Origin of the sequence: Vibrio sp. OY15, from assembly GCF_000742455.1 — a bacterium.
In the GTDB taxonomy this organism is placed as follows: domain Bacteria; phylum Pseudomonadota; class Gammaproteobacteria; order Enterobacterales; family Vibrionaceae; genus Vibrio; species Vibrio alginolyticus.
Genome location: NZ_JPIL01000013.1, coordinates 163,038 through 183,501 on the forward strand (window position 1 = coordinate 163,038; position 20,464 = coordinate 183,501).

General features: G+C 44.7%; 20 protein-coding genes and 1 tRNA gene. 8 read left to right on the forward strand and 13 right to left on the reverse strand.

Annotated features, from left to right (window positions below):
* Window positions 1-300: 300 nt before the first annotated feature.
* The 6 genes from flgE to IJ23_RS17460 all read right to left on the reverse strand — a co-directional run bounded on the left by flgE (window position 301) and on the right by IJ23_RS17460 (window position 5,256).
* A complete protein-coding gene (gene flgE, locus IJ23_RS17435; RefSeq protein ID WP_005382030.1) occupies window positions 301-1,614 on the reverse strand; it encodes a flagellar hook protein FlgE in 1,314 nt (437 codons plus the stop codon).
* 30 nt (window positions 1,615-1,644) lie between these two features.
* Window positions 1,645-2,355, reverse strand: a complete 711-nt coding sequence (gene flgD, locus IJ23_RS17440; RefSeq protein WP_005382029.1) for a flagellar hook assembly protein FlgD — start codon at window positions 2,353-2,355, stop codon at window positions 1,645-1,647.
* A 17-nt stretch (window positions 2,356-2,372) separates the two neighbouring features.
* The gene (flgC, locus tag IJ23_RS17445; RefSeq protein WP_005393132.1) at window positions 2,373-2,786 is read right to left on the reverse strand and encodes a flagellar basal body rod protein FlgC; all 414 of its coding nucleotides are present in this window, start codon (window positions 2,784-2,786) and stop codon (window positions 2,373-2,375) included.
* 5 nt (window positions 2,787-2,791) lie between these two features.
* On the reverse strand, window positions 2,792-3,187 hold the full coding sequence (gene flgB, locus IJ23_RS17450; protein ID WP_005382026.1) for a flagellar basal body rod protein FlgB: 396 nt from the start codon (window positions 3,185-3,187) through the stop codon (window positions 2,792-2,794).
* A 303-nt stretch (window positions 3,188-3,490) separates the two neighbouring features.
* Window positions 3,491-4,318 carry a CheR family methyltransferase gene (locus IJ23_RS17455; protein WP_005382024.1) on the reverse strand — a complete coding sequence of 276 codons (828 nt, stop codon included), beginning with the start codon at window positions 4,316-4,318 and terminating at the stop codon, window positions 3,491-3,493.
* Between the two features lie 11 nt (window positions 4,319-4,329).
* Entirely contained in the window at window positions 4,330-5,256 is a 927-nt protein-coding gene (locus tag IJ23_RS17460) for a chemotaxis protein CheV (RefSeq protein WP_005382022.1), read from the reverse strand.
* A 76-nt stretch (window positions 5,257-5,332) separates the two neighbouring features.
* On the opposite strand from IJ23_RS17460, the gene flgA reads away from it, so the two are divergent.
* The 3 genes from flgA (at window position 5,333) to IJ23_RS17475 (ending at window position 6,963) form a co-directional block, all read left to right on the forward strand.
* Window positions 5,333-6,079, forward strand: a complete 747-nt coding sequence (flgA, locus tag IJ23_RS17465; RefSeq protein WP_005382020.1) for a flagellar basal body P-ring formation chaperone FlgA — start codon at window positions 5,333-5,335, stop codon at window positions 6,077-6,079.
* Between the two features lie 116 nt (window positions 6,080-6,195).
* Window positions 6,196-6,510, forward strand: a complete 315-nt coding sequence (flgM, locus tag IJ23_RS17470) for a flagellar biosynthesis anti-sigma factor FlgM (protein WP_005382018.1) — start codon at window positions 6,196-6,198, stop codon at window positions 6,508-6,510.
* Between the two features lie 27 nt (window positions 6,511-6,537).
* Window positions 6,538-6,963: a flagella synthesis protein FlgN gene (locus IJ23_RS17475; protein WP_005382015.1), complete on the forward strand. Its 426-nt coding sequence runs from the start codon at window positions 6,538-6,540 to the stop codon at window positions 6,961-6,963.
* Between the two features lie 102 nt (window positions 6,964-7,065).
* Here IJ23_RS17475 and flgP read toward each other — a convergent pair whose 3' ends face one another.
* The gene (gene flgP, locus IJ23_RS17480; RefSeq protein WP_005382014.1) at window positions 7,066-7,497 is read right to left on the reverse strand and encodes a flagellar assembly lipoprotein FlgP; all 432 of its coding nucleotides are present in this window, start codon (window positions 7,495-7,497) and stop codon (window positions 7,066-7,068) included.
* Between the two features lie 9 nt (window positions 7,498-7,506).
* Window positions 7,507-8,145 carry a FlgO family outer membrane protein gene (locus tag IJ23_RS17485; RefSeq protein ID WP_005382013.1) on the reverse strand — a complete coding sequence of 213 codons (639 nt, stop codon included), beginning with the start codon at window positions 8,143-8,145 and terminating at the stop codon, window positions 7,507-7,509.
* Between the two features lie 169 nt (window positions 8,146-8,314).
* Between IJ23_RS17485 and IJ23_RS17490 the strand changes: the two genes are divergently transcribed.
* From IJ23_RS17490 to IJ23_RS17500, 3 genes are all read left to right on the forward strand, one after another.
* Window positions 8,315-9,448 (forward strand): flagellar assembly protein FlgT, encoded by a 1,134-nt coding sequence (locus tag IJ23_RS17490; protein ID WP_005382012.1) that lies wholly within the window; start codon window positions 8,315-8,317, stop codon window positions 9,446-9,448.
* 176 nt (window positions 9,449-9,624) lie between these two features.
* Window positions 9,625-9,701: transfer RNA gene (locus IJ23_RS17495), tRNA-Arg, on the forward strand.
* A 279-nt stretch (window positions 9,702-9,980) separates the two neighbouring features.
* Window positions 9,981-10,487 (forward strand): hypothetical protein, encoded by a 507-nt coding sequence (locus tag IJ23_RS17500; RefSeq protein ID WP_005382011.1) that lies wholly within the window; start codon window positions 9,981-9,983, stop codon window positions 10,485-10,487.
* A gap of 114 nt (window positions 10,488-10,601) precedes the next feature.
* Here the strand turns inward: IJ23_RS17500 and IJ23_RS17505 are convergent, their stop codons facing one another.
* The 4 genes from IJ23_RS17505 to chiP form a co-directional block, all read right to left on the reverse strand.
* On the reverse strand, window positions 10,602-11,564 hold the full coding sequence (locus tag IJ23_RS17505; protein ID WP_005382010.1) for an OmpA family protein: 963 nt from the start codon (window positions 11,562-11,564) through the stop codon (window positions 10,602-10,604).
* A gap of 640 nt (window positions 11,565-12,204) precedes the next feature.
* Window positions 12,205-13,632, reverse strand: a complete 1,428-nt coding sequence (gene gltX / locus IJ23_RS17510) for a glutamate--tRNA ligase (protein ID WP_005384075.1) — start codon at window positions 13,630-13,632, stop codon at window positions 12,205-12,207.
* A 177-nt stretch (window positions 13,633-13,809) separates the two neighbouring features.
* Complete coding sequence (locus IJ23_RS17515) at window positions 13,810-14,406, reverse strand: YccT family protein (RefSeq protein ID WP_005382008.1); 597 nt, start codon at window positions 14,404-14,406, stop codon at window positions 13,810-13,812.
* 123 nt (window positions 14,407-14,529) lie between these two features.
* Window positions 14,530-15,651 (reverse strand): chitoporin, encoded by a 1,122-nt coding sequence (gene chiP, locus IJ23_RS17520; RefSeq protein ID WP_033906930.1) that lies wholly within the window; start codon window positions 15,649-15,651, stop codon window positions 14,530-14,532.
* A gap of 478 nt (window positions 15,652-16,129) precedes the next feature.
* Between chiP and IJ23_RS17525 the strand changes: the two genes are divergently transcribed.
* Both IJ23_RS17525 and IJ23_RS17530 read left to right on the forward strand, forming a co-directional pair.
* Complete coding sequence (locus IJ23_RS17525) at window positions 16,130-18,826, forward strand: heavy metal translocating P-type ATPase (protein ID WP_033906931.1); 2,697 nt, start codon at window positions 16,130-16,132, stop codon at window positions 18,824-18,826.
* A 21-nt stretch (window positions 18,827-18,847) separates the two neighbouring features.
* The gene (locus IJ23_RS17530) at window positions 18,848-19,297 is read left to right on the forward strand and encodes a DUF411 domain-containing protein (RefSeq protein ID WP_005382005.1); all 450 of its coding nucleotides are present in this window, start codon (window positions 18,848-18,850) and stop codon (window positions 19,295-19,297) included.
* Window positions 19,298-19,362: 65 nt separating this feature from the next.
* On the opposite strand, the gene IJ23_RS17535 is transcribed toward IJ23_RS17530, so the two are convergent.
* Entirely contained in the window at window positions 19,363-20,055 is a 693-nt protein-coding gene (locus IJ23_RS17535) for an oligogalacturonate-specific porin KdgM family protein (RefSeq protein ID WP_005382004.1), read from the reverse strand.
* Between the last annotated feature and the right edge of the window lie 409 nt (window positions 20,056-20,464).

The window sequence follows — 20,464 nt, forward strand, 5'->3', positions numbered from 1 at the left end:
GGAGTAAAGCAATAGTTATGCCAAAACAAAAATAGGCTTATCAATCAATACTTTGAATTAACAATCAACAATTAAAAGAGGTCAATAGGGGCAGAAAACTGTAACGAGAGGCAAGGTTTTGATCCATACGGCGGCAACAGCGGCAAATCGTAGATCAAAGCATGCTTAGCCTGAGTGAGGTGTATTCAGGCTAAGCATCAGATGAATGTCATGATGAAAGTGAACAAAGCGGTAATTACTAAGAAGCAATCACACGCCATTGCTTACTCAAGCAGAGTATCGAATGACCCAGCTAGTGCTCTAGCGGATCTGTAAGATATTCTGTTGTAGTTGGTTGTGTACTTCGAGCGAACGTGAGTTTGCTTGGAAGTTACGCTGAGCAGAGATCAGGTCCACCAACTCCTGCGTCATATCAATGTTTGACTGTTCCAGCATACCGTTATTGATGGTGCCGAAAGAGCCTTTATTTGATTCACCCCAGATCTTGTCACCAGAGAACTGCGTTGAATCCCATTGAGTGCCGCCTTTCTTATCCAGACCTTGCTCGTTTGGAACACGTACGAGAGCAACACGACCCAATGTAACGTTTTCACCGTTTGAGTAAGTTCCCAATACGCTGCCGTTTTCATCGAAGTCAACTTTGGTTAGGAAGCCCGTCGTTGCACCGTCTTCGTCAAACTTAGTCAGTTCGAACGGAGCCGCAAACTGTGTTGCTGAGCCTAAGCCGAAGTTAAGCGTCTGCGCAGGATCGGCACCATTCATATCGACTGGTGTCGTGTTCGTCGCCGGATCGCCCAGAGCCACAGAAGTGATTGGCTGACCATTGTTCAAGCTCGCCAACGTACCATCGTTGTTGAACTTCATGGTATGCCCCACATGACCTGTTGGCGTTTGCGCATCACCAGCCGCAACATTTAAAGGCTTTTCACCTTCTTTATCTGTCACGGTGTAGTAAGTGTTCCATGTATTTGGCTGAGTCTGATCTTTCAAGTAATACGTCGTTAGCTTGTAAGACTGACCCATCGAGTCATAAATTGTCGAAGAGGTTGAACGGTTGTATGTATCTGGGTCTGAAAAATCAAACTGCGTTGGATCTTTCAAATCGCCGTTCGCTGGCAAGTTCACACCCACTTCAATGTTTGCTGTTTGTTTTGGCTTACCAAATTCAGCAGGAATATTGATGGGTTGTGGCTCGTATGAAGAAACCTCACCAGAGCTTGGGTCCACTTGGTAACCTAATAAGAACTCGTCGTTCGCGGTCACCATGTAGTTTTCTTTATTTAAGTGAAATGCACCATTACGTGTCAGTTCATTCTGTTGTGGAGTTAGACGCTCTTTCGCTACAGCGAAAAAACCTGTCCCCGAAACACGCAAATCCATTGGGTTGTTGGTGTAAATGCTAGAGCCTTCATGGAACTGCTGTGCCACTTGGCTTGCTTGTGCACCACCACCCGGTGTGGTTTTTGCGTTAGTAAATAAAGAGTTAGAGTAGACATCAGCAAACTCAGCACGGGACTCTTTAAAGCCGTAAGTGTTGGCGTTCGCAATGTTGTTACTGGTGGTGTTCAAATCCAGTTGGGCGGCGGACAAACCGCTTAAAGATACATATGACATTCCAAAATCTCCTAATCTAGCGAGCTATGACTACGCTTTGCCGACTTCCAATACTTCTGCAAGTCGAACTGGCGATTCAAAACCAGCCAGATTGAGTAATACGTTTCCGTCACCTTTGCCAAGCAATACGCTGTTTACGTTGGCATACGTCGATACTGGGAACTCTTGCGACTCCCCCTCAACTAAGCCAGACGCTTTCACTTTGTATTTGCCAGCTGGCAGTGGATTTCCGCTTTCATCTTTACCGTCCCAAAGCACACGCGTGTCGCCGGCTGGTTTCGCCCCTACCTCAAAGGTACGAACCAGTTGGCCAGCTTCATCCTCTACACGAACAAACAGATTATCGATAGATTGTGAAAGCTTAACCATTGCCGCCATTGGTGCGTCGTCCTGCTTCACACCTGCTGCTCCTGGGACCAATACGTCACGCCCTACCAAAGAGGAAGCTTGTAACGCTTGATTTGATGTCATTGACGAATTCAAACTCTCAAACTGAGTGTTCATCTTGCCAATGCCATCAACGGTCGCAAATGAAGCCATTTGCGCAATCATCTGGTCATTACTTACCGGCTTAAAAGGGTCTTGCTGAGACAGTTGCTTCGTGAGCAATGATAAGAAGTCTTCCTGTTTTAGGTCCTGCTTACCCGTGCTCTCTTCCGCTTTCTTGTTACTCTCTTGTAGACTTTTAAGCTGGTCGATATAGGACAAGCCGCTTTGACCAACGTTGTTAATTCCGGCCATACGCTACCCCCTTATCCTTATTGACCCATCTGCAGCGTACGCAGCAGCATTTGTTTACTAGAATCAGCGACCTGTACATTAGTTTGGTATGCACGAGAAGCTGAGATCATGTTTGCCATTTCTTCCATTACATTGACGTTAGGCTTGTAAATGTAGCCTTCTTCGTTTGCAAGGGGATGGTCTGGGTTGTACTCCGCACTCAGCGGTTTATCACTTTCTACAATACCCATCACTTTCACTGGCACCGTATCACCGCCACGCATGGCGTTACTTAACTCTGCACCAAACACGGCATGACGCGCTTTGTAAGTGTCTTTCGCAGAGCTGCTGACACTGTCGGCGTTCGCCAAGTTGCTTGAGGTAGTATTCAGACGAACGGATTCAGCGCTCATTGCAGAACCTGTCACATTGAAAACGTTAAATAAGCTCATCTAAATTATTCCCCTTTGATTGCTTTGGTTAAGTTCTTGAATTTGCTGCCTAGAAAGTCGAGTGATGCTTGGTGTCTGATTTGGTTTTGCATAAACAAGTTACGCTCTAAATCCAAGTCTACCGTGTTGCCATCTCCCGTATCTGGTTGCGTAGGAAGACGATATAACTTGTCCCCAACCAACGTTGTAGTGGCAGGAATATGCCGACCATCTGTGCGACTAAGACCAATGCTTGCCCCAGATGTTGCCGCTTGCAATTCCTTCGCAAAGTCTAAACCTCTTGCTTTGTAACCAGGCGTGTTTGCTTGTGCGATGTTGGTGGAAATCACCTCTGCATTGCGCTCACGTACGCCCACCGTGTGCTGGTGGATGCCTAGTGCATTGTCAAAAGATATAGCCATGTTTGCCTCTACAATTAAGAACTGACCGTGATTGATAACCAAAAAGCAATTAGCATGCCAAAACCTAAAGCATTACACCAACCTAGTGGTTACCGTGAATTGAAATAGCAATAAGTGAGCCAAAGTAACTGGAATGTCATGTCGTATCACTTTGCTCACTTAATAAAGATACACCGTGTTGAGGGCACAAGGCAAAAACGCGCTTCAACTAATTGAGTGATACATGAAGCGCTCGGCGCAGAAAGGTAACAAACAAAAAAGCCTGACACGAAGTCAGGCTTTTCTATCAATGAAGAGATACCGCTATTTAAGCTTGTAAATGATGCCCGGATTACAGCGCACCATTTCAAATTTATCAGTCAGACCAGTTAGCGACTCTGATGCCCCTAACAGCAAGTAACCACCAGGGTTTAAACTGCTCGCCATTTGGTTAAGCACTTTAGATTTCATTTCTGGAGAAAAGTAAATCAATACGTTACGACAGAAAATGATGTCGAACTTACCCATCAGTGCGTAACTGTCCATCAAGTTTTGTGGACGAAAGTTCACCAAACGCTTGACGTTATCTTTGACTTTCATGCGACCACCGTCCGCATTTTCAAAGAAGGTGCGACGACGTTCTGGTGAAAGCCCGCGACCCAAAGCCAAGTTGTCGTACACCCCTGCACGACACATCTCGAGCATACTTGCCGAAATATCTGTGGCTGTAATGGACACGTTTGGTAACAAGCCCGGCTTGCGCTGTTGCGTTTCCAGGATCGTCATTGCAATAGAATACGGTTCTTGGCCCGATGAACTGGCAGCAGACCAGATCTTAATTGGGCGCTTGCTTGCCGCTACTTCTGGCAATAATTTGTCAGCTAAAACCGTGAACGGATAAGTATCTCGAAACCACAAGGTTTCGTTAGTCGTCATCGCATCCACAGCGGCGACTCGTAATTCTCGATTACGCCCTGTAACAACATCACGTAGCAAATCTGATAACGATGCGAGCTTAAACTTCGTCACTAAAGGACTCAGTCGGCTACGCACGAGGTATTGCTTGCTATCACCTAACACGATGCCACATTGCGATTCTAGAAAACGGCTAAAGTCACGATACTCTTGATCACTGATTGTAATAGCAGTCATTAATGTCTCTTTTATTGTGTTAATGCAGATTTAACCGCGTTACCCAACTCATCTGGGTTAAATTTCGCAATGAAGGTGTTGGCACCTACACGCTCAACCATAGCTTGGTTGAATACACCACTTAATGAAGAATGGAGGATAACATAAAGGTCTTTCAAATCGGCATGTCTGCGAATTTCAGCCGTTAAGGTATAGCCGTCCATTTCTGGCATTTCAATATCGGAAATAACCAACGAAATTTGATCGTAGATATTGCCTTCTTGAGCCATTTCAATCAACTTATTGTACGCTTCTTTGCCGTCTTTGACAGATACGACCTCAAAACCGATGGATGTAATCGCACGCTCTACCTGTTTACGCGCGACCGTCGAGTCATCAGCAATCAGTATGCGGCGTACAATAGGCTTTTCTTGTTCTGCTTGTGCGATTTCTTCGCCAATAGCGGAATCCATCGTTTCATCAACTGGCGCAATTTCTGCCAGGATTTTTTCAACGTCAAGGATTTCAACCAGCTCATTGTCAATGTTTGTCACGGCAGTCAAGTAGTGCGCTTTACCTGCGCCGTCTGGCGGTGGCAAAATCGCTTCCCAATGCATATTGATAATACGCTCAACCGATGATACCAAAAATGCTTGGATCGTACGGTTAAATTCTGCAATAACAACAAAACATTTATCTAAATCAGTGGTTGGGCGGCCACCAATTGCCAGGCTCAAATCAATAACGGACACGGTATGGCCGCGGATATGAGCGATACCTTTAACCAGAGGGTGTAGATTTGGCATTGAAGTCAGCTTAGGGCACTGTAGTACTTCTTTCACTTTGAATACGTTAATGCCGTAGCGCTGTCGGCCCATCAGTCGAAAGGTCAATAATTCCAATCGGTTCTGACCGACGAGTTGCGTACGCTGATTCACCGAGTCAAGAATCCCCGTCATATGCTCATCTCCATCTCAAACTTTTTGTTTTTAAATGATACTCTACCACTGGCAAGCACGATACCAGGGAGACAGTATGGCGTATTTCACTTTCACTTCGACACCATTGACTATGACAATATGTAGAGCGCTAATTACAAAGTACGCTAAGTCTATCGGCATTTTGCTCAGTATGTTTAGCTTTTTTGTTCATTCAGCTTCAGATAATCAGATCGAGCAAATAAAAACAGCAGCAGAACAACATATTCTTGCTACGGTTGATCAGCCTGATGGTGGCGAGCTATCTGTTAATGCGGCAGAGATCGACTCGAGAATAAAAGCAACGGATTGCCCTGTTCCGTTAGATACATCTGCCTCTTCCACCAGCAGCACGAGAAGTAACATCAATGTGTTAGTGGAATGCCAACCGGATGACTGGAAAGTCTATGTCCCTGTGAGGATCTCGGTATCAGTACCAATGATCGTCGCTACACGAACACTAGGGAGAGGAGAAATCGTCAGCGCATCGGATGTTACCACTTCCATGATCGAGCTACAGCGCTTTCGTAAAGATGGATTTTCTAGCTACGATCAAGTGGTTGGGGCAAAGCTAAAGCGTAATGTTCGTTTAGGCGATGTCGTAGAGAGAAATGATGTTTGTGTGGTATGCCGAAATGAAAAGGTCATTATCAAAGCGGTGAATTCTGGAATGACGATCACAACGCAAGGCACAGCATTGCAGGATGGTTCAGCTGGCGATCAAGTAAGAGTGAAAAATGATAAGTCACAACGTATAATAGAAGGCATAGTGACTGACATTGCGGAAATCACTGTTAATTTTTAATACCCACTGGTAGCGTGTTTAAACTGATCAATAAAAATGCAAAAAATGACTAAAGTTATTTTTGCGCTGGTCGATAGTCTGGATACCAGTATTACGATACAAGGCAAAGGTTAAACATGGCAGGTATAGATAATATACGTTCAGGGCAAATGATGACGACAACAAGTCGCGCACCTGCACGTAACGATTCCAATGCTACCAGCACGACAGAATCAAAAAAGGCGCCAGCGCAACAAGACGCAGTATCACTCAGCCAGCAAAGTAAAGCCGTCAGTAAACTCCAGAAGGATATGGCAGCTTCTCCGGCATATGACAGCGCCAAAGTTGCAGCAATCAAAGAAGCTATCACAAACGGTTCATACAAAGTCGATCCTGAAAAATTGGCTGACAACATGATTAAGTTTGAAAACGAATTGCAAGGCAAAAGCTAACTGACTTAGGCCGAAGGTAAGTATTTTATGGCAGCATTAGTCGATCTCGTTAATTTCCAGCTAGAAAATGCTAAGGCACTTTCCGCTGTTTTACGCCAAGAAACACAAGCAATCACGGCGCGTGTCTCTACCGAGATTGAGAACATTGCCAAACAGAAGATGACGCTCATTGATCAGCTCAGAACGACTGATCAGCGAATCGCCTCTCACCCGCACGTCAATCAACTTACTGAAGATGAGCACCTAAGTCAGGTTGTTGCTCAAATCCAATCAATCGTCCTAGACTGTCAACAAGTTAACCAAGTAAATGGCGAATCGCTTAGTCGCGCACAGCTGAGCTTCAATAAACTCAACAACATGCTTCAGCGAACTCATGGCAAAGTTGGCATGACCTACAATGCGGGCGGAAAAACCCACACCATCTCGACGCTTGGCACCAATATAAAAGCTTAAACGTCACTCCTACCCTCAATTCCCGCGCTCACGTAGATATAAAAAAGCGACTCATTGTTACCAATAAGCCGCTCAAAAAGATTATCTGTCTAGTGAAATGGTTTAAAACAAGGTTTGCTGACGCTTCTCAGGCACCTGCTGAACTTCTCCATAATCACGTAGCTTATCCATCTTACGGATATCCAGACGCAGCTCAGTCACATAACTGTCTTCAACAAGATAACTACGCACAACTTCTGCACCACGAATTACACCATCGACGGCACCAGTGGTGCTTTCAATACCCAAACGCTGGTCTTGCAGCTCTGCACGTCCACTAACACGCATGCCATAAACTTGCTCTGCTAGCTCACGATAAGCATCAATTTTTGATGCGCGCATTGCTCGTACACGCTTTTCTTCTACTGTGCGGCCTGTTTGCTCACTGACGCTGGCGTAGCCCACCGCCACTAAGATTTCATCTTGACGCATCTGTTGTAATGGCTGACACCCAACCAATATCAGTGTGGCAACAATAAATAATAACTTCTTCATGCTTCTATCCTATGGACGGAGAATCACAGTGTACGGCTGACGAATGGTAGGGTCAGAACGAATCAACACACCATCTTGTGTGCGGATGCTATTTAACGTATCTAAGTCACGCCCAATACGGTCAGCCGGAAGGAAACCTTGCGCTGTCGCTACAACTACACGGCTTTGCATGCCAACCACGCGTGCATTGACAAGCACTCCGCCCTCTTGGCGCAACATTGTTCCGGTCAGTACATACTGAATTTGCTGCTCTTGAGCTAAATCTTGCCAATCACGACTTAAAGCAAAATCGCCCTGCTGCGTCACTTGAATAGAGCCCGTAGTTTTGAAATCAACCACTTTAAACCCTCGGCGCTGAAACTGATGGATAAAACCTTCAGAGACCGAGTTACCTAACCAGTTTGTTGCATCCATATTTTGTAGATCAACAAACGAGGTAATCGCAATCGGTGTCCGCGCTGATACTGCCACATTAGAAACCATCAGGTCTTCTGTCATGCTCTCAATGAAAAAGTCCATCGTATGACGCGGACTATCCATCAGCATGAACTGGCTTCCCGAGTAAGGTTCTTTACCATTGTAAATCGGTGAGTACGCGCACGATGTCAGAAGCGTCATCATCGATGCAGCGACAAGCCACTTTTTCATGGTTTGATTCTCCAGATAATCTTAGGTGATACCGTTCTTTATTAATTCCTTTCCAAGAAAGTGAATATTGGAACAGTCTTTGCTTTTCTTTGTTTGCCTAACGAAGAAAAACCCACCAAACTTCACTGAATTTGTTAAAGCAATATTTATACCCGAACGGTTGTAACCAATGAAAAAAATATTAAACAGTCTGTTTTCAATCACTTTAGTGATGCTTGTGCCTTTTAAGGTAATGGCATCTTGGTATGAAGTCACAGGCGTTGCCACCATCGTTTCTTCAGAAGAGACGGCAAGGCTCCATGCGTTGGAAGACGCGCTGTTCAAAGCCGTCAATTTTTCGGGCGCAGATATTGGCAGTATTAGCAACTTGATGCCGCTATTAGAAGAAAGTCGCAACGAATACCAGTTTACCAATCATGAAGTCCGTTACATTTTGGTGGAGTCTGAACGCAAACGTCGCGGTAAAGTCGAGGTAAAAATCCGCGTTGATATTTATCCATCGGCAACGGGTTGCCACACCGATCAATACAAAAAGACAATGCTGGTCGGCAATATTGAGGTCGCATCACCACAACAAGCAGTGATGGGACAAATTTATCAAGTTGGTGACGATTTTAGCCACGTAGTGAACCGTCAACTTGATCAAACCTCACGCAGCTTTGTGTCTGTTGGTACAACGGACTACTCAATAAGCAGCAACTATCCTGCTCGCACTCAAATGATCGCGCAAGACAATGGCGCACAATACATCATTGGAGGGGTCATTACCGATCTCACTGCAACGGTCGAATCTCAACTATTGCAAGATGACATCATCAATCGTCAGTTTGCGTTAGAAATGAAAGTATTTGATGGTAAAACTGGCCATGAAATCTTCAACAAAGCCTACCGTGAGGTCGCGCGTTGGCCATTTGCTAAGACGAGTCAAGTGGACACTCGTAGTGCACGTTTTTGGGCATCGACCTATGGCGAGATGATGCTTCGCGTTAGTCGCAATATTATGTTGGATCTGGAGTCGGAGCTATCTTGCAAAATTACACTGCCAGAGGTTGTGGCAGTCTTCGGTAATACCGTAACGATGGATCTCGGCCGTATGCACGGCGTAAAAGAGGGAGACAAATTACAGCTTTGGCACACCGCGTCGTTTATCGACCAAAATGGATTGCCAAGAAACAAAGTCTCGCAAAGCGAAATTACATTAACGGTATCACGCATATACGAACACGAAGCGGAACTGACGATTGATCAGCCAAATTTAGCGTCTAGCGTTCAAATTGGCGACGTAATGAACAAGATCCTATAAAAGCAAACATTAAGTCTTGAGATATGCTCACTTTTGAATATCATAGGCAGCGCATCTTATTTGATTATACCAATGACCGTAGCGAATCGTTCAACGTGATGCTGATACAGATCTAGGTAGATTGCTAGATTTGAACTCAGTAAAACAGTGCAATGAACTGCAACTATTGGTATTACGCCCCCATGGCACAGCTGGATAGCGCAGTCCCCTCCTAAGGGACAGGTCGTAGGTTCGAATCCTACTGGGGGCGCCATATCATGGCCTTAGCTCCCACTTGAGCTAAGGCTTTTTTGTATCTTCAATTTCAAGCCTCGCACTGCTCCCCCTAGTACATCGTGTTAGATAATCTTCCCAGTAATCAATATGATCGGATCAGGTGTTTCGGTTACGGGATAAAGTCTTCTACTGATCTGACTTCTTCCACTTGAAATCATTTCAACAAGCCCTATTTACAGTTTTGTATTTTATTACTTTAATTATCTATGAGTTTTGCTTACCCTTTTAGCTATTAATAAAATTATTAGTTAGCACTATGTCTAAGAGCAATTTAATAACTAACACTGGACACCGCTTTATTTCTAAAGGCAAGACAGCCTTTAAGATACATATCCATACCCCCGAGGATACGGTACTACACCGCTCGGTAGGATTTGTTCGTATTGGAGAAAAGAAAGGCTTACAAAAAGCCATTAAGCTGAGAAACGAGTTAGGCCGGCAAATGTGGGGCAAATTCTGGCGACGTCTTTTGAAAGACCCTTACCTAATGACCAGGCTTCCACATAGCGTTGAGCCTAAAATCGTTCACAAGCCTAACCCTACTCTTGAAAACCCTGACAACCGAGATACGTGTTACATCGCCAAGTGGCGAGAGTTCAATGATGACGGTGAGTATAAATATAAAACGGTGGTTCGCTCCATTAGTAAGTACGGCAAACTTGCCGCCTACATGCAAACCAAAAAAGCGTTGTTAGAAGCACATAAAGATAACTTGGAGATCCTGACATTTATGGGGCGTTTAAACAGCATTGATCTTAAGTAATACCTAGCCACTTTGAACATTTCAGTCAGTTTTTAAAGAGAAATAAAAAGCCCCAAAGAGCGAACTCTTTGGGGCTTTCAGCTTCAGTCTTCTATACTACGGTCGAATAGGAGCTTATTGCTGAACTTGGTATTCAAATTCTGGAACAACGACTTCTACGCGACGGTTTTGTTGACGACCTTCACGAGTGTCGTTTGAAGCGATTGGGTTGTTTTCACCTTCGCCACGAGCTTGGATACGTGATGAATCAATACCTTTTTCAACGAGTGCGTTAGCAACAGACTCAGCACGCTTTTCAGAAACTTTTAGGTTGTAAGCTGCTGGACCAGACGTATCTGTGTAACCTACAACTTCAACGTTCGCTTGTGGGTGCTCGTTTAGGAAAGCAACTAGGTTATCAAGTTTTGCAGCGCTCTCTGGTTTTAGAGTTGTGCTGTTTAGATCGAAGCTACCTGTACCAATTGTTTGAGTTTCGAATGTTTTCGTAACTACAACTGGCTCTTCTACCACTTCCTCTACAACCACTTCTTCAACAACAACTGGCTCTTCTACGATTACTGGCTCATCGTTGCCGCCGAATTTGAAAGAAACACCTAGTGTTGCAGTGTTACCTGTCGCACGAGTTACATCGTTGCTGATGTCAGTCAGTGTTTGGTATTCCGCACGAGCTGTTACGTTTTGGCTTAGGTTGAATTCAAGACCAGCCGCGCCTAGGTAAGAGTAATCATCTTTGCCATCAAACATTACGTAAGCGCCACCCACTTTACCGTAAAGTGCGATGTCTTCAGTGATTGGTAGGCTAAATTTAGGAGCAAGAGTGATCGCTTCTACGTGGCCACCGAAAGAAGTTTGGTTAAAATCACCGATGTTGTCGAAACCCGCTTCTACTGCGAAGTATTTATTCATTTCGTAACCAACAAAAGCGCCAAGAGTAGAATCGTCTTTGTCACAAGCCTGGCCCGCTACACACGCGTCTTCCATCCATGACTTACCCATCTTACCACCAACGTATACTTCTGCTTGTGCTGCTGAAGCCATAAGTAGAGACGCTGAAATTACCGCTGCTAATTTTTTCATTATTGATTCCTCTAAAGAAGTTCTTTTGTTAGATGCCGAAATGCGCCGTCTGACTGACGTTGTATTTCAATTCTTTTTATTCATTCCTTGAGTGAGATACTTAGTCAGCTTCTTTTTATGCACATGCATTTTTTTTATGGAAGCAACTTACGTACATTTCCTGTTCAGTGATACATATCGCCATCTCGGTATCGCTGACGGGATGAACTATAACGCTAAGAAATCGCGAGAAAAATCCCAATTCTGTCAATTTATTGTCATCAAAAATCTCGACAACATGTGATCTTAAGCAAAAAAATCCCCACGCAACCACGACGCAAACGTTTGCTTTAATTTTTGGAACAACATAGCTAAAGCAAAGATTTTTCTTAAAAATGAGACAAATAAAATGGAACTTTAAGGAACATGGATAAAAATCAATCAGATATTTGATATATAATCGCTCGTTTTTTATTCATGCCAACGATATTTGGATTAAAAAATCTTATCCATATTGAGGTAAATTACAGGTGAAACCATCTCTTCATTCACCAATATGAGAGAAAGTTTCTCGTTATCTAAATTGAAGATACAAAAAAGCCGCGGTTGCTCACCGCGGCTTTGTGACTATTTATTCAAAAGAACGTTCAGTTCAAAGCAATTATGCGTTTGCTTCACGCTCAGCAATGAACTCAAGCGCCATCTTAATGCGAGCAATACAGCGCTCTTTTCCAACCAGCTCCATTACTGCATCGACAGAAGGAGACTGACCGCCGCCTGTTACAGCAACACGTAATGGCATACCGATTTTGCCCATGCCGATTTCCAACTCTTCACATACTGCTGCGATAACGCCATCTTTGATGTTCGCTGTCGTCCATTCAGTTAGTGCTTCCACTTTCGCTAATGCAAGTTCTAGAGGCTCTTTAGCCACGCCACGCAGGTGTTTCTTCGCTGCGCCCGCTTCAAACTCAGAGAAATCTTCATAGAAGTAACGGATTTGCTCAGCTAGCTCAACTAGTGTGTTGCAACGCTCACCCACCAGCTTGATCACGTCAGTAATAGCAGGACCATTCGTTACGTCTAGTTTTTGTTGGTCTAGATGCCATTGTAGATGCTCAGCAACGTACGCAGGATCTGAGTTCTTGATGTAGTGGTTGTTCAACCATTGCAGTTTGTCAGTGTTAAAAGCAGACGCTGACTTAGATACTGCGTTTAGGCTAAATAGATTGATCATCTCTTCTTGAGAGAAGATTTCTTGGTCACCATGAGACCAACCAAGGCGCACTAGGTAGTTGTTTAGTGCCGCAGGCAGGTAGCCCATATCGCGGTATTGCATGACTGATACAGCGCCGTGACGTTTAGACAGTTTCGCGCCGTCATCACCCAGGATCATTGCACAGTGTGCAAATGTAGGTACTGGCGCACCTAGTGCTTCGTAGATGTTGATTTGACGAGGGGTGTTGTTGATGTGGTCTTCGCCACGAACAACGTGAGTGATACCCATGTCCCAGTCATCCACTACTACACAGAAGTTGTAAGTAGGTGAACCGTCAGTACGACGAATGATTAGGTCATCCATTTGATCGTTGCGGATTTCAATGCGACCACGGATTTGATCATCAAATACTACGCTGCCTTCTTTCGGGTTACGGAAACGGATAACACATGGATCACCATCTTTTGCCGCTTCGTTTGCTGCTTTGATTTTTGGATGGTTAGCATCGTAGCGAGGCATTTCTTTATTTGCTTCTTGCTCTGCACGGATTTCATCTAGCAGCTCTTTAGACGCGTAACATTTGTAAGCTTTGTCTTCAGCAAGAAGCTTATCAACCATTTCGTTGTAACGGTCAAAACGTTGAGTTTGGTAGTAAGGACCTTCATCCCACTCCAAGCCTAGCCATTCCATGCCTTCAAGAATTGCATCAACCGCTTCCTGAGAGTTACGCTCAAGGTCTGTATCTTCGATACGTAGAACGAATTCACCACCTTGGTTTTTAGCGTATAGCCAAGAGTAAAGTGCAGTACGCGCACCACCAACGTGTAGATAGCCAGTTGGGCTAGGAGCAAAACGAGTTTTAACCGTCATTTGAGTTCCTTAGGGGTAATGAGCAACGAGAGATCTCTCGTTGTAATGTCAAGGATAAAAGTGGCGACATTTTACCACCGTAAGTCAATTCTACAATCGGTTTGACAACAGAAATAAAAACAGGGCAGAACCAAAAAGGCACAGCCCTGCTATTTACTGTTAAAGCACGAGACGAAATTACTTCAGGTTACGCATTGCCCATTGCATAAATTCTTGCTGCTCTTCACGGCTCAATTCATTAAACGATGCTTTGATTGTTTTGGTTTCCGCTGGAGAAGACGCAATGCTTGCCTTAGTCGATTCTTTATTCATTGCGTTATTATAGTCGGCAACTTCTCGTTCATAATCACGAAAACCTTGCAAACCACCTTTACGAAGTTGAACCATAGAGAATGCCACTTCTTTTCCGTTTTTGTCTTTCAATACCACTTTAGGATCGAGTTCGAAGGCTCTCGCCTCTTCAATAGTACGGAATGTTTGATAAGTCAGAGAAAGCTCGGTGTCTTTTTCTGCATCAAACTCTAATACCAGCGGCTGCGAATCGAATTTACGGCGCTTTCCATCTTCAAATACGATTTGTCCAACCGTTACCGCCAATTGGTTTTCCCCATCCTTTAACTCGATGCTGTTGTTCTTGGATATCCACTCAGGGTAGACGAACTCGCCGTTGAGAACGCGAGGAACTAATTCAGATTGCAGAGTGAGTTGAGCAGCAAAAGCTGGCGCCGAAAGCATTGCGCAAAGTCCGAGAAGTGTCGTTGTTTTTTTCATCATGGTTTCTCACTTTATACCAATTTAGATAAGCCTCTAAAACTTACAGGCCAGTCATTTCAAAGGCTTATTTGAATAAGTATCAAGATAAAAAGGGCGTTTCCGCCCTTTTAGCTGCTTCTTTAATTAGAAGTAGTATTCAACACCTACAGAGAACTCGTCGTAGTCAGCAGACTTCCAACGTGCTTCTGTTGGTTTATCTAATTGAGACGCACCGTCGCCAAAGTCTAGAGTACGAGCACGTACGTACAGCACTGCCGATGGGTCTACGAAATACATAACTTGTGCTGATAACACATCGTCCGCTGTATCGTTAATTTTCTTACCATCACGCTCGAGATCAAAGTTAGCGGCGTAAGCCAGTTTGTATTGCCAATCACCCGTGGTGTACATGATAGCGGCAGACATTGCATCTTGCTTTTCACTCACACCATTGCTTGCGTCCGCTTCCATGTATTTGTATTGCGCAAAGAAAGAGATCCCGTTATCAAACCAGCCTTGTGCCCCTATCAAGTACGTGTTGTTTTCCCACGTTTGGCTTTCCATCTTGATATTACGGTTACCTTCATATGCCGCATCTAACTGGATAGGACCAATTTTGTAGTGTGCTGCGATACCACCCCAGTAGTCATCCCCTTCACCTAGACCTGCTTTATCACCTGCACCAGCTGCGATATCTAGGGAGAATTTGTCAGCAAACATTGGAGAGTCCCAGCGGATAGTGTTTGATTGACGGTCTTGGTACTTGGCGCCACCAATAGCACCACCCCAGTCGTATACATCGCCGAGACCAGGGTTAGATGCTGGCCAGTCAACCAATTCGTACATAGGTGTCAAAACGCGACCCAGACGAATTTGACCCCAAGATGCACTTTCAAAACCGACGAATGTGTCACGTTCACCAAGACCTGCGCCCTCGCCACCAAAGCTAGGGTCTACATAACCGCCTTCGATTTGCCAAATAAAAGTAGGGTCGAAGTTAGCAAATTGTTTTTTACCACGGAAACCAATACGAGATTCGTTGTTTAGCTGCATGCCACCCAAATCATCGTCCGTTGCTTTGCTACCAGAATCGTAATCGCGGTACGCGGCCTGCATCGCGATGATTCCGTAAACTTCATAAGAAAATGAATCTTTGGTTAGAAACTCTTTTGCTGCGTCACTGTTTGCACCATCAGCAAATGCAGCACCACTGAACATCATGCCGGTAATTGCCGTGGCAAGTAGGCTTTTCTTTAGGTAAGACATTATAAACCCCTATATTTTTAGTTTTTTCCATTTTCAAATTCACTAACTAGGACATGGCAGGAACTTGAAACAGTGTTTGGACGGGGCAAATATGACAAACTTTTTTCGCACTAAAAAACTTTCGCTACAGCAATCTGAGCGACTTCAAAATGAGAAGATCAAAAATAAAATAAATCAATAAAAAACAATTGGTTAACATCAAATATAAAAAATAAAAAACGTTAAAAGTACGTTTTGACACTGAACTGACATTGAGAGTATCTAAAAAACGTGAGCGACTTCATTCATCTTTTAGGTGTTTTAACGGAACTTTATATTCAAAGAGAAAAAACCTTGAGATCACTCGCAAGTAAAATGACCGTGCACTTGTGGGATTCGAGAGATTTTGACGAAATTGTTGTGAGTAGCAAATGGGTATTGACCTTACCCTTGCAGGAAGGTTTAAGCTCATAGCATCACTACTATTGAGGTGCAGATTATGTATCAGTTAGTTATACCTTTATCAGGGCTCAACTGCATGGGCTGTGCGAGAAAAGTTGAGAAGGCTTTACATGCAAATCACGATGTGGAGATCCTCAATTTGTCCCCGACGCAAGTAGAGGTCAAAACCGAGTCTTCTCTTAAAGAGCTCGTCTCGTCGATTGAATCTCTTGGTTACCAAGCAGGAAATCACTACGAACTAAACCTTTCAGGCTTAAGCTGTGGCGGCTGCGTCAAAAAACTTTCATCTTTATTAGAATCTAATCAAGACGTTATTTCTTTTGAGGCTTCAACAACGCACTTAGAGATTCGTACCCTCCTCTCCGAGCAACAAGTGATCGACTTAATAGCAACACTCGGCTATACCGCCAACCTTGATTCTGTCGAAGTAGAGAACGAAAGCTCACCAGAGACCGAACAGGTAGAAAAGCAAAGCAATATTAAAGATACGCAGGTGCCACCAGCGAGTATTCAATTGCAAATGCTGATTCAAGGCATGACGTGTGCGAGTTGCGTCTCTTCAGTAGAGAAAGCACTTACTAACGTAGAAGGCGTTGAGAAAGCACAGGTCAACCTCGCAGAACAAAGCGCACTAGTATTCGCAAGCCAAGACTCTGATGACCTCCTTAACGCAATTGTTGAATCGGTAAAACAAGCCGGTTACCAAGCAGAGATCCTACAAGACGCCGCAACCCAGCAAGAAAAGCAAGCACAGCAACAACGTCAGCAACAAAAATGCTTTAAGCTGGATGCTATTGCTGGCCTTGTCGTCGGTGCCCCTTTAATGATTTGGGGCGTTGCTGGCGGCAATATGATGATTCGCAACACCAACGACCAATTAGCTTGGGGCGCGATCGGTATCGTATGTTTACTCCTTCTTGCCACAGCAGGGAAACACTTCTTCAGTAACGCTTGGTTAGCAGCTACTCATAAGCGCGCCACCATGGACACGTTAGTCGCGCTCGGTACTGGCGCAGCGTGGTTCTATTCGATGCTTGTGGTGATTTTCCCAGACTGGTTCCCTCTTGCTTCACGCCACGTGTACTTTGAAGCGAGTGCAATGATCATCGGCTTAATTTCTCTTGGGCACTATATAGAAGCAAAAGCCAAAGCAAACACAACACGTTCCTTACAAGCTCTGATTAACCTGCAACCTCAGCAAGCTACGGTAATCACGGAACAAGGCGACCAACAAATCGCGGTTGAGCAAATCACGCTAGGCATGAAACTGCGTATCAAACCAGGCGAGAAAGTGCCTGTTGATGGTGTTGTGATTCAAGGTGAATCATACATTGATGAGTCGATGCTCACTGGTGAACCAGTACCAGTATTAAAAGCGCAAGAGGCTCAAGTGTCTGCTGGGACATTAAATACCGATGGTGGATTAGTCATTGAGGCAACGGGCATTGGCGCAAATACCATGCTGGCTCGTATCATCCGCATGGTGCGCACAGCGCAAAGCAGTAAGCCAGCCATCGCGAAACTGGCAGACCAGATTTCATCGGTGTTTGTCCCTGTCGTTGTTGGCATAGCAATACTGGCCGCGCTCGTTTGGTTTGCCGTTGGCCCAGAGCCAAAAGCGAGTTATATGCTGGTGGTCACCACAACCGTCCTGATCATCGCCTGCCCTTGCGCTCTAGGCTTAGCAACCCCGCTTTCTGTCACGGTGGGAGTGGGTAAAGCCGCAGAGCTCGGCATTCTGATCAAAGACGCCGACGCCCTGCAATTGGCAAGCAAAGTCGACACGGTTGTGTTCGACAAAACTGGCACGCTTACCCAAGGTAAACCTAGCGTTCAGAAAGTGTTTACTCACGCCACCAGCCAAGAAGATCTATTGGCTTTAGCGTATGCGGCAGAGCGTCAGTCTGAGCACCCACTGGCAAAAGCGGTATGTGATTACGCCAAACGACACGACGCAAAGGATGTCTCATTAGACAAGTTTGAGAACGTTCGCGGGCGCGGCATTTGGGCGACGTATCAAGATAAACCGCTGCTCATTGGTTCGCTTCAATTTATGCAAGCAGAGAACGTCGAGACCAGCGCACTAAAACCTGCCATCGATGAATGCGCAAAAAATGCGTGGACTCCGGTAGCTGTGGCATTGAACGGCGAACTGATCGGTCTGATCGCCATTGCCGACCCGATCAAATTAGATGCGAAGCAAGCGCTCTCTGCATTAAAATCGCAAGGCATCAAAACGGTAATGCTGACGGGCGATAACCAACACGTTGCCAATGCTATCGGCCAAGAACTTGGTATTGATGAAGTGATTGCCCAAGTAATGCCAGATGAGAAAGCTCAGCACATTGAGCAACTTCAATCTCAAGGACATGTCGTGGCAATGGTGGGGGATGGCATTAACGACGCCCCTGCTCTCGCGTTATCCAACCTAGGTATTGCCATGGGTAGCGGCAGTGATGTCGCCATTGAAAGTTCGCAAATGACCATCCTGAACACGTCACCAATGGCGGTAGTACATGCGATTGAACTCTCTCGCGCTACACTTAAAAACATGAAGCAAAACCTATTTGGTGCCTTTGTTTACAACTCGTTGGGTATTCCAGTTGCCGCTGGCGTGCTTTACCCAGCGTTTGGATTTTTGCTCAGTCCTGTTGTCGCAGGAGCGGCAATGGCACTGTCTTCAATTACTGTCGTTAGTAATGCAAATCGACTACGACTGTTTTCAGTAAAATAACCACTTCTTTTTGAGGGTATTATGAAGTTGAAACTATTGACCTTTGCAATGCTTGCGACCGTGTCCGCCAACGTATTGGCAGCCGATGTCATTAACCATAAATCACCATACTGTGGCTGTTGTGGAGAATGGACAAAACACATGGAAGAGAACGGCTTTACGGTCGAAGAAAAATTGCACGATGACATGAACGCCATCAAACGCGATCTAGGCATCAAGAATGAACAGCTTTACTCTTGCCACACGGCAGAGATCAACGGCTATCTGTTTGAAGGTCACATTCCAGCCGAAGACATTAAAGCGTTTTTGAAAAATCCACCACGTAACGCAAAAGGCCTATCAGTACCGGGCATGCCAATGGGCTCCCCTGGTATGGAATATGGCGACAAAAAAGACAGCTACACCGTTTACGCCTTTAACGAAAAAGGCCAAGTGTTCGAATATAGCCACCACGAAGGCAACGACCAATAAAAACAAAGCCCAGCGAGATAAACCGCTGGGCTTTTTCTTAATGGACAGTTAAGACAAATATAAAATTAGAAGCCGTAAGAGGCACCAAATACAAAAGCGTTATTCACTAGGCTGTCACCACTCGCGTTTTCTGCACCGTGTGCTTGACTACGGAACTCAAAGTAAGGTTGAACACCTTTACGAGTCCACGTTGCACGAAGCTCGTGGTCCATGGTTTCCGCTTCAATCATGTAGACGTTGTTGTAGCTTAGCGTCACATCCTCATTCATCACGTAACCGATGCGGTTGTCCATGCGGTAATCTGTATCCGCATCTGCGTCTGTCGCATCAATGTGCGCACGAGTACGGTTACTTAAGGAGATGCCGTTATCGAAGTTGTAACCGATCTTAACCAATGGACGGTACTGTACATTCTCGCCAGCAGAGAACAGGTGTTGGTAACCCGCGGCAACCCATAAATGATCGGTAATATTAAATGACTGCTCACCACCCACAGTGATTGCTGGTGTTGTGTTACCTGCGCCACCGTTTTCTGTTTCCAGTTTACCCAACTGAATACCATCAAATTCGGTGTAAACCGTAAAGCCGCCGAATTGGTTATCAAAAGTATGACCAGCTTCCAGTGTAGACGTAACGTCCGAACCATGAATTCGACCATCATCGTGGAATTGAACATTACCTGTTACGTAAGAAGAACCAGCAAAAGCGCTAGAAGCGAAAGCGAGAGAAAGAGCACTCAGTGCAAAAATGTTTTTCATAATTACTGCCTTTATTTATTCACGTTATGCGATAGTTTTAGAGGGCATCTCTTCCCTTTTATCGCAAACTTTGGAATGTGCCTCCTTGGCGTTCGCAATATTGTTTTAATTAATTCGCGATGGAAAATAAAACATTTTAAAAAGTGATCTTGTTCAAACCGAGCTCAACAACCCTGATAAAAACATGGGAAATACAGGCACTTATCGTATTTTTATAAAATTATTCAAAAAATAGAAGTGTGATCATAAACAGGTTGTTTATTGATATTTAGCAGATTAAGTCGATCCAGTTCACAATAACCTTGACCATTACAACCAAAAACTTATTTATCAATGAAAAATAATTAGACATCGATCACGCTTAATTTCCTCAAAAAATAAAGAAAGCCCCAACATGATGTTGAGGCTT